This is a genomic window from Bacteroides sp. An269, assembly GCF_002159755.1.
GTDB lineage: Bacteria > Bacteroidota > Bacteroidia > Bacteroidales > Bacteroidaceae > Phocaeicola > Phocaeicola intestinalis.
Genome location: NZ_NFJG01000146.1, coordinates 1 through 9,157, shown reverse-complemented (window position 1 = coordinate 9,157; position 9,157 = coordinate 1). Strand labels below are relative to the sequence as shown.

Below are 9,157 nucleotides of genomic sequence, written 5' to 3'. Positions count from 1 at the left end.
TCAACATACAGGTTCAACAAAACTATAGCGACTGTCACTATGAATCCAATAGTAACAGTCGCTATCATTATATAGATATTTAATGACTGTAGTTTATCGAATGCTTACATTCAATATATATGTTCCGTATCTCTTTTTTTTTGTCTGTATCAGAACTGAAAGGAAAAATGTGTGACAGGAACCGGTTATAAAAATATTTATGTCTGTTTTAGGGGCGAAAAAACAGGGCTGTGTAATTATTTTGGCATTTGATTGTGCGTTTTTATTTAAAAATCAATATATTTGCCAAATAAATAATTATGCTAATTATGAGTGGTCAGACTATTAAAAGTTGGTTAGTTGGGATTTTGATTGTATGTTTTTGTCACAATATTTGTGCCCAACATGTAACGAAAGAGCAGTTGCTGAAGTTGTTTTATCAGGCGAATGTGGCTCAGAAAGCTAATGACACAGATAAAGCCATTGACATTTATCTTTCTGTATTGAAACTTTCGCCCGGTTTGCCGGATCCTTATTTGAAGTTAGGGAAATTATATGCGGCCAAAGCAGATGCCGTTTCGTTAAAAAAGGCTTGCATCTGCTTCTCTAATTACTTAAGATTAAAACCGGAAGCATCGGATGCTGAAGCTTTGAAATCGGAAATAAGCCGTCTTACCGCTTTGGCGGAAAAGGGGGAAGGGGTTCGTCCTATTGAAATCAAGCAACCCGAACCTGCCGTGGTGTTGCCTGTAACTTCTGGTGAGATTGCTTCTGTGGCAGTGGAAAAAGTACAGGAAAAAGTAGCGCCTCCTCAAGATACGGTGGTAACGATACCAAGAGTGATGCCGGCCGAACAAGACATTGTAGCTTCCATCGATTCGAGATTGCTGGGACGTTGGGCTTCGGATGAGTTGAATTTTGATGGCCGGGAGATGTGGATTTTTGATATTTACGCGGAGGATAATGCCATGTGGATGCAACTGACCGATAGTGCTTATATGAAAAAGAAAGATATCTGGTTGGCTAATGCTTCCGGGCTTAAAGCGAAAGGTATGCAACGAGGAGACAGCTTGGTGTTCTCTTTCGAGATAGAAGAGAAGAAAGACCTTTTGCCGTCGGAGAAAGAGGACGGAAAAACGGATGCCCTGTCTACTATCATAGATGACATCTTGAGTTTTGATTTGGGCAGCCTGATGGGAGGAAATGATAGGAAGCGGAAAGAAGATTCTACGGCACTGGCAATGGATACGGTTGCCCTGGATTCGGCTGCTTGGGTTGAACCTAAAATCATACATGCTTATGTGTTTACTTTGAAGTTTGACGGCATGAAGCTTGAAGGAAGAGTGAATACGCGGATGTATGACGCTCATTCAAATGGAGGCTATTTGTCTGATTTGAGCCATACGTGCGAACTCTTTAAGGCTCCCGATGATTATCTTGGCTTTACGTATGTGCAACCTTCTGATGTGGAGTTGTCAAGTATGCCTGAACTTTGCGAAATCTATAACCAAAAAAGACGTGCGTCTGATTCTGATAATGTGTCTTCCTTGAATGATTTAGGATGCCTTTCCATGTGGGGAGTAGGTACGCATCGCAATATGAAAATGGCGCTGTCTTATTTTATGGAAGCATCGATGAAGAACAACCTCTTTGCGACTTTGAATCTGGCTTTGTTGTATCAGGACGGTTATGGAGTAGAAAAGGATTTGAACAAAGCCCGTGATTTGTTTATGCGTGCCTATGAATCGGGGTATACAGATGCGTTGGTGCTGTGTGGAGATTCGTATTGGGAGTCGGAAGACGGGATGACCCCCGATTACTCGAAGGCGTTGGCATGTTATCAGAAAGCGATGTTGCGCCGTTGCCCGTATGCGGCTTTCCGTTTGGGATGGTTGTATAATGAAGGCTTAGGCGTGGAGCAGGATACGGTGAAAGCCTTGAATTATTATAAGCAGGCTGTATCGATGTCTTATCCGGACGCTTTGGCTGATATGGGAAGTTTTTACCGTAAAGGAATACTGGTGGAACGGGATTATAAGAAAGCGATGGAATATCTGCAAAAGGCTGCGGCCAAAGAAAATGTAAAGGCTATGTATGAGATTTACCAGATGTTTTTGCGCGGTGAAGGTGTCCAGCCCGATTTTAAATTAGCCAAAGAATGGTTGCGCAGGTCAATGGATGCGGATAATTCAATATTGAAGGGATACTCTTCAATAAAGAAACAGATAAAATCGATTATTCACGCTAAAAAATAGAGCTTATGCGGAGGGTTTTAGTGGCTTTCTTTTTATGTTTGGTCTCTGTTGTTTGTGCAAACGCAGGCAATGGAAAGGCTGATGTAAGTTTTGCAAGTCGGAAAATAAAGCAATTGGCCTCCTTGTTGCCGATGCGGCAGATTCCGGACCGTGATACGATAATAGCTGTGCCTCAGGTGATTAAAAACAAATCGTTGGTGTTTCTTTTTAACGACCGGAAAGAAGTGTCCCATATCGGATTGTCTTTGTTTAGTGATGCGACAAAACTTCTTTTGGATAAAAGTATTTGTAATTTCTTAGAGCGTTGTTTGCTTGAGCTGCTGTTGCAAGAAAGCAATCAGTCGGTACAGCGGAAACTGACGGAATACCATATCGGTTTGTTTTTGGATGGTAAGGCTTATGGTAAAGGGAATATGATGTCTTTAAGCAATATGCTGGAACTGATGGAAATGCCTGTGAACTTTTCTTTGCGGCATAAGGATAAGCAGGCGGAAGCTTATTGGAAGTTCGGACATCACACGCTAAGTATGTCGTTTCCTTTGTATCGGGAACTGATAGACGGGACAGACAAGAAAGAGTCTGATGATAATGTCTATCATCAATTGCAGGTAGCGGTTTTTGATACCGCGACGCTGGTTGACAAACCGGTAGATAAGCAGAATTTGCAGCCGATTGAAGGAGGAAAGGTATGGGTGAATAAGGGAGAAGTGTTTGCGGTTCAGCCTCTGTCTTCCAATCGGTATTATGTGTGGGACGGAAATCAATATGTTCCGCTTTTTCAGAAGGAATATGTAGAATATTCGGCTAATAATTTGTTTCAGACTTATCTGAACGGAAAAGGGAAATTCCTGTTGATTACCCATCGTAAGTATGGGCAGTTTACTCCGGAAATCACCATACCTCTTCTGAATTTTCTAAAATGTTTTGCCGATGATTTTATCACCTATTCTTATACGGGATATAACAGGAAAGGGAATTTAGAAACCATAGTGGTTTTCAGCCATAAGAAACTGAATTACATTCATTTGTTGAAAGTATCGCTGGACGCGAAGCAATTATTTGCCACGAATCCGGTGTTGAAAGCTGATTTTTATTCCAATATACCGCAACAATATATTAAAACGTTATTACAATGAAAAAGGTTAAGTTGATTTTATTATTCGTGTTGATACCATTGTTTTCTTTTGCTCAGTTAGAAGATACGAAGCTTGTTATTACCGATGGTTTGGATAATGCTTCTTTGAAAGCTGTTATGGAGAATAATGTATCTTTGTTCTTGAAGGCTTGCAATGTAGCTGTGATGGAAGGGGAAAAGCCCGATATTGAAGAAGGATTGACGAAGGACGCCGAGGAGGTGCTGAAAGAAATGTGGAAAATGAGTCCCATGTCTTGTCCGGTATCTACGGTGGAGGAAGTTTGTTTGCAAACTTCGGAAGGATATCAAGTGAGGAATATTCCAGTGACTATGATGGCGGCTGCCGAAGGGGAACAAGACCAGGAACTGGTGCTTCATTTTACTTCTTCTGGTTTGATTGATAATATTTCGATAGCCCTTGAAGAACATAGGTATAAAGATATTATTGCCGAGCATGAATCTGTTGAGGATTTATATCGTCGTCAGGTGATTATAGATTTTGTGGAAAATTACAGAACCGCTTATAACCGGAAGGATTTGTCGTATATCGAATCTGTATTCAGTGACAATGCGTTGATTCTTACGGGAAAGGTCATTCGTGAGAAGCCGAAGTCGGATTATGCCATGCGTGCTTTGAGCCGCGAGAAGATAGTCTATCAAAAACGTACGAAGAAAGAATATATTTCGAATTTGAAAAAAGTTTTCAAATCGAATAAATATATCAATGTGTTGTTTGATGAGGTTGAAGTCATCCAGCATCCGAAACTGACTGATATTTATGGAGTCACCTTGAAGCAGGAATGGAATTCTGACAGATACCGTGATGTCGGTTTTATTTTTCTGATGATAGATTTTCAGGATGAAATGCATCCGTTGATTCAGGTTCGTACATGGCAGCCAGAGAAATTGGATGGAAAAGTGTTGGCTCGTGAGGAAGTGTTCAATCTGGGAGATTTTGATATAGTTCGCTCTTTAGTAAACGATTAACCAATATGATTAAATTATGAAAAAGAAATTGTTCTTGTTGTTAGGTGGATTAGTATTGGCCATAGCGTCAGCTTTTGGCCAGCGGAGTTTGGAAATAAAAGATATCACTACGCCTCGTGATGTGTTTTCGGGGAAGGATACGGAGGCAGGTATTGTGATTTCTTGTCCTGCTAATATTAAGCTGACTATTGAATCATCGCATGATAAGGTTGTTGATGTATATAATACGGAAGATAAGGGAGAAGAAATTTTTTATTATCTGCGGTTTGAAACAGGCAAGCGCTATCGTGGGCGTAAGTTGACAATCAGGGCCGATGGATATGCTCCTGTAACGATTATGGCGGAATTGAATCCGAAGGAATTAAAACGTTATCAGTTGATAGACCCGGATGTAGAGTTTGTTTATGGGTGTTATTATGAATATCGTAAGCGGGGAACAGAATATTTCCAGCAAGCGATGTATTCGGAAGCAAGAGAACAATATGCCATTGCCCAGGAATGTTCTGACTGTCCCGAAAATTCAGGGCTGGATGTGTTGATTGCGAATATCGATTCTATTTCATCTTATAAAAGTAAGGCAGAGTCGGCATTCGAATTGATGGATTACGAATTGGCAAAAGAATATTATGGCAGAGTCCTGGCATTGAATCCTTCTGATGAAAGTGCATCTTCAAGATTGTTTGATTGTACTCGTAATTATAATATTGATTGCCAGAAGAATTATGATGCGGCAGAGGCCTACCGCTATGAAGGGGAGTATGAAAAGGCGATAGCCCTGTATCAGAAAGTGGTCGACGCCAATTGCCAGAATGCGGTTCTTGCAAGTGCGAACTTGAAAGCGTTGCGCAAAGATGTGTATAGCCGTAAGCAGCGTGCGCGTGCTTGGTTGTACGAATGGAGTAAAAGTGCTCCTGTCGGCATTACTACCGGTACTTATAAAAGCAGGGTAGGCGGTTATTTCAGTTTGAGCTTTAATCCGGATCTTTTCAAAGCGATGCAGAAATCATATAATGAGGTAGATGAAGCCGAATTTAACGTTTCATTTGGTTGGACGGTCAATCCGGTGAAGAAATATCCTGTCTGGATTTTCTTTGGCGTTGGTTATACGGGTGTCGGTGAATTTGTGGATAGTGAGGGCAATCGTTATTTCGAGCCGGAAGAAGGTACAAGTACTGCCACGGATGAAGAATTGCCTGTTTATGGTGAAGAAGAGAATAAGCCCGAATTTAAGGTGTACAGTGGAATATCTCCGGAAATAGGTATTGCCGGTAAGATTTTCAATCGTTTGGTATTGCGTTATACCTTCCAATACCGTTTCTCTGTATCGAAAGAATACGAAGATAAGTTCAGCAGGACCCGTCACGCTATCGGTATTGGTTTCTGTTATTGATTCCTGTTGGGAGCAAAACAAAAAGGGCTGGCTTTATTTGCGGAGTCAGCCCTTTTTGTCTGGTTGAGTTCACCAGCAGAATCCTGTCCTGCCGGAAGGAAAAGTAAACATTTTGGCAGAAGGCAATATCAAAGAATTATAGTTTGATTAACTCAGCGATACTTTGGCGTGTTTGGCGTATCTTCTGGTTTACTTCCTTACTATATTGTACATTTTCGTTTTTAAATAGATTCTTGTATTTACACTTGCTGATTTTAAATTTGAGGTCGCCATCGTTGCCTGTGATATTTATTCCGAAATCTATCGGGATGGGTGACTTTAGCATATCAATGTGGTAATTGTAATTCATGTCTATCCCGTGGGTGCCTCCTATGATAGCTTTGTATCGGTCCCATTCGACTGCAAATGGGATGACCTCTATTTTTCCGTTGTTCATTACGATGTTGGCTTCCAATTGGTTGATGACTTTGTTTGTTCTGTCTTTGAATCGGAATCGTTTGGCTATTTCATTGAAAGTCTTGTTGTCTAAAACTACTAATTTTTGTCCTTTGAAGGTACAGATAGCTTTGGTTGAGGCCAAGACTGGCAACATTTGATTGTCCAGCTGGGTAAAAGCAGTGACATGACAGTCGGCCAGTCCATCCATTGATTTGGTTAAAGGGAGCATCGTGCCTATGGTAGGGATGACTTTATGGATTTGCGCTACCAGAATATCTTCCAGGTTGATATCGAAAACAGTTTTTATGTTATCTTTTTGATGACTGTCGTAGAGCAGATGGATGGCTGTTTTGCCTAAATTTGTTCTGGTAGAGAAATCGGCTAAAGCCTTTTGCTCTTTTAGTGTGATGTTTCCCTTGATTTGTTGCAGGCTCATTTCTTTGTAATTGCTTTCATCGATATCGAAAAGGATATTCAGTGAAAGGTTTTTCGGCAGATAGATGCTGCGGTCGGTAATGGTGGCTTCTTTTTTAATGGATTGTATTTTTTGTTCAAAATTATCGATGGTGAGGTCTTGTATGTTTCTTGTTTCTTTCTTTTGGTTGTTTGCTTTCCCGTATAGAAACGTTTGGTAGAGTTCGTCATAGTCGATATATTGCGCGGACATTTGCAACGAACCTTCCAGTTCTTTTGTTTGGGAGTCGGCAGCCAATGAACCGGATAAGAGACAATCCGATTTTCCGGCTTGTATTTCGAAGCGGTTTAATGAAAATTGGTCATTTTGAAAATGCAGGAATCCTTTGGGTATATTTATTTTCAGCGGGAATAAAGCTGTATAGACCTGTGAATTTTTCAGTTCGATGATTCCTTTGATGTTCCATGTCCTGCCTTGATGAGATGAGGGCCTGAATTCAGCTATGAAATTGCTGTTTCTCAATATAGCGGCATGTTGTTGTCCCGTATCTACATATCTGAGCATATCGGCCTTTACGACCAAGGCCCTTTCTTCTTTCAGCGGGTTGGAGGGTGAAGCCTTGCTTCCGGCATGTATTTCGATGTTATTTCCCGCTATCCATTGTTTTTGGTTTGTTTGGGCACGTAGGTTGCTACATTCGGCATGGGCGGTAATGGGTTGTATCGCTTCTTTGTTTGGAGTCAGGGTCGTATTGGTGCGTATGTGGAGTTGCGACAGATTGAGGTTTGTCGCTTGCTTATAGACTACGTGAAGCGTGTCGATGTCAATAATGCCATTAAGAATTTCGTTTTCTTTAATGAAATCACTTTTGTTTTTTTGGTTGCCTATATGGATATTGACGTTTTTCGTATATAAATTTAGTTTTTCTTTTTCATTAATGGCTGAAATGTTGTCTGCCTGGAAATCGCCTTGGATTTTAATTTGTTGGAATTTTTGTTTCAATACGTCGTCCCATAAGAAGGCGCAAGCCATATCCATCTTGACTTTCCCTTCCATTTGGGTGGTATTTTCAGGCAAGAATTCTTTGCTGAATCGGTTGAAGTCTAAATTCCCTAAGATGTCGGCTGCAATGTAAGGATTGGTTAAGAGGTTGGAAATCATGCACCTCATATTGATTTTACTGCCTAATCCTTCAGCATTTAGATTGTCTATGGCAAGGAAAGAAGAATCCGGTTTGTCCTGCAGGTGATTGAAATTAAGATTCAGGCTTAATTTATCAATTCCGTAAGGCATATCCTTTCGGATTAAAGAGCCGTTTTGTATAAATCCGCTTATCTGAATGTCAGGCAAAGTGTCTCCTCTGGTCGCTCCTTCGATGCTGCCTTCCAACGCTACTTTACCGTTAATCTTATAATCTTTGCATTGTGAGATAGATTTTTCGGGGATAAATTCGATTAAGTCTTTCAGGTCGGCTGCTAATAACTTGAAACGGAGGTCTACGTCAGGAGCTTTTCCTTTTTCTGTCTGATGGATTGTGCCGTTCAGCGAGAAAGGGAAATCATTGACCATTAGTCTGGCGTCATTCAGCGTGATGGATTTGAATTTATTGACAGCGTTACAATGAGAAGTTAATGTAAGCGATATGTTTTTGTTGGGGATAAATGCCTTGTTGTCCGAATAGATTTGGGGGATTTGCACAGTCAGGTCAAATTCCTTGTCGGGCATACCCAATTCGCCTTTGGCTTCCGCATAGGCTTGTGAGACTTTCCATGTAGTCCCTTTTTTAGTCAGATAAGACAAGCTGCCTTCGTATACTTTTATTTTATTTACTTGCAGGTGTACTTTTTGTTTACCCTTGTTCGGTTTTTTTTTGACTATAGGCAACATCTTTTTTCCGCCTATACAGTGAATATAGGGTTGGTATACTTGTATGTTATTGATGCTCAGTTCTCTGTTTGTTAAGAACTGGGTGAATTGTATGCTGCCGGTCGCTTTCTTGAATGTACCAGACAGAACATATTTTATGGAATCGTTTGGAGTGTGTGCCGATAATTTGACTTTTCCTTCTTTTACAGCGATAGAGATGGTAGGCCATGTATCCCAATAGCTAAGTTCGATTGATTGACAATCAAACAGGATATTGGTCTGTTCGTTAACCTCTTGTTTTATCAAGTTTGTCAGCTTTTCAGGTGTCAAGTAGAATGTTTTCGCTACTACAAATGCAATAACGGATAATAAACCGAGACCCAATATGACGGTTAAGATGGAGATGAGTGTAACTTTTAAATATTTCATAGCTTACGGCGGGTTAAGATGTTTGTTTTTATTGCAGGCACTTGTTGGTTTTCACTTTGTTGTAACTCCATGCAAGTATTTGGCAAAAATAATCATTTTTTTTGTATATGTAGCGATTCCACCGTTTTTATGCCATGCGTATTTGTACTTTTTTATTAAGAAGCTGTTTTGAATTTATCGTGCGATGATTTGGGATGAGTTTTTGAGGCATTTTCGCTTCTGTGATGAGGAAGATAGCGGGCTATCTGACGAAGAACAGGAGC

Annotated in this window: 5 protein-coding genes; 4 read left to right on the top strand and 1 reads right to left on the bottom strand. The window is 40.5% G+C overall.

The window, feature by feature from the left end; genetic code table 11:
- Positions 1-401 precede the first annotated feature (401 nt).
- The 4 genes from B5F71_RS17710 to B5F71_RS17695 are packed head-to-tail and all read left to right on the top strand — an operon-like array spanning position 402 to position 5,746.
- On the top strand, positions 402-2,234 hold the full coding sequence (locus B5F71_RS17710; RefSeq protein ID WP_158098140.1) for a tetratricopeptide repeat protein: 1,833 nt from the start codon (positions 402-404) through the stop codon (positions 2,232-2,234).
- Positions 2,235-2,239: 5 nt separating this feature from the next.
- Positions 2,240-3,370: a hypothetical protein gene (locus B5F71_RS17705; RefSeq protein WP_087212979.1), complete on the top strand. Its 1,131-nt coding sequence runs from the start codon at positions 2,240-2,242 to the stop codon at positions 3,368-3,370.
- Positions 3,367-4,356, top strand: a complete 990-nt coding sequence (locus B5F71_RS17700) for a hypothetical protein (protein WP_087212976.1) — start codon at positions 3,367-3,369, stop codon at positions 4,354-4,356. The genes B5F71_RS17705 and B5F71_RS17700 overlap by 4 nt, the downstream gene beginning before the upstream one ends.
- Positions 4,357-4,372: 16 nt before the next feature.
- On the top strand, positions 4,373-5,746 hold the full coding sequence (locus tag B5F71_RS17695) for a tetratricopeptide repeat protein (protein WP_087212973.1): 1,374 nt from the start codon (positions 4,373-4,375) through the stop codon (positions 5,744-5,746).
- Between the two features lie 136 nt (positions 5,747-5,882).
- Here B5F71_RS17695 and B5F71_RS17690 read toward each other — a convergent pair whose 3' ends face one another.
- Positions 5,883-8,894: a hypothetical protein gene (locus B5F71_RS17690; RefSeq protein ID WP_143269933.1), complete on the bottom strand. Its 3,012-nt coding sequence runs from the start codon at positions 8,892-8,894 to the stop codon at positions 5,883-5,885.
- Positions 8,895-9,157 lie beyond the last annotated feature (263 nt).